The sequence below is a fragment of the Oleiphilus sp. HI0067 genome (assembly GCF_001635735.1).
In genome coordinates, this window is sequence record NZ_LWFI01001238.1 from 1 (window position 1) to 1346 (window position 1346).

2 protein-coding genes are annotated in these 1346 nt (G+C 43.7%); both read left to right on the forward strand.

What is annotated here, in order from left to right; translation table 11 throughout:
* Window positions 1–932: hypothetical protein (locus A3739_RS30125; protein WP_068502402.1), on the forward strand; the 932-nt coding region annotated here is incomplete at its 5' end.
* A partial coding sequence (locus tag A3739_RS18750; RefSeq protein WP_197472437.1) for a sulfotransferase occupies window positions 929–1346 on the forward strand: 418 nt, incomplete at its 3' end. The genes A3739_RS30125 and A3739_RS18750, both read left to right, overlap by 4 nt.

A 1346-nucleotide genomic window follows, 5' to 3' on the forward strand; every position in this document is an offset into this window, starting at 1 on the left:
TATATGCGTGGAATAAAGCGATTGGCTATCAGCCGTCGTCAAGAAAAGCCACTTTTCGTGGAGTAGCAAACGGAAACGCGTTATGGGTCGAAAACCCTATCTATAACGAGATTCGTTTTTCACCATTTCATATGGTTGACGAGAGCCTAAAAGACATCGTCGACAAGCTCGTCGTATATAAACCAAAGTTTGTGCATGGTTATCCTTCGGCTATCGCTGCCTTGTCGAGTTATTTAGTAGAAAATAACTTAAAAATCGCATCGGTTAGGGCCGTCATGTGTATATCGGAAAATATACTTGATGGGCAGAGACGATTGGTACAGGAGGCTTTCGGGTGTGAACCATACAGCTTCTATGGCCATAGTGAACGAGCTGTGTTTGCCTCTATGAAAGAAGATCTAACTGAATACCATAGCCATCCAGCTTATGGGGTTTGTGAGTTGGTAGATGATCATGGGGCTGTAATTAAAGATTGCGGGTTGCGTGGTGAGCTTGTTGGTACAGGGTTTATTAACTCGGCAATGCCTCTTTTGAGATACCGTACTGGTGATTATTGCATGTGGTCTAATGTTAACTGCGATAATGCAGGTTACGGAACGTTTCCTGAAGTAGAAGGACGGTGGAAACAAGAGTTTGTTGAGGGGAGGGATGGTAAGCGAGTTTCCTTAACTGCGCTAAATATGCACGAGGATATTTATGCCCATATTGATGCCATGCAATATGTCGTTGGTGAGCCGGGGCTAGTTGATCTAAACATTATTCCCGCAGTTTCATATGACCAGGGCGTTGAGGAAAAAATATTGGCAGAGTACCGCGAGAAGCTAGGCGGCACTTTTACAGTGCGAGTTAGTTTAGTTGACTCGCTCATTAAGACTAAAATTGGAAAGTGCCCTTTGATGGTTAAGTCGCAGATCGACAGGATTAGCAATTGAAAAAAGTTTTTATTATAGGAGTGGGCCGCTCGGGAACATCTTTACTTCAGAGCATGCTAGCTAGTCATTCAGAAGTCACTTTTGTTCCTGAGACCAGCATGTTGCGACGTTTCGTTTTTGGAGGGAAGCTTGGAAAGGCTGAAGATATTGCGGTCAATCAAGAGCTACTTTGGTCGGATGAGAAGGTCAAGCGACTAGGATTGTCGGAGGGTGATTTTGATGAGGGGCTTAAACCCGCACAGCTTTATGAACAAATTATTACTAAGGGTGTCAGTACACTCTATGTTGGTGATAAAGACCCTAAGCTAATAGAGTATTTGCCTTTGTTAGTCGCAACCTTTCCCGAGAGTGTGATCGTTCATATTAAAAGAGATCCTAGAGACGTATTGGCCTCCAAGAAAAAAGCGGATTGGT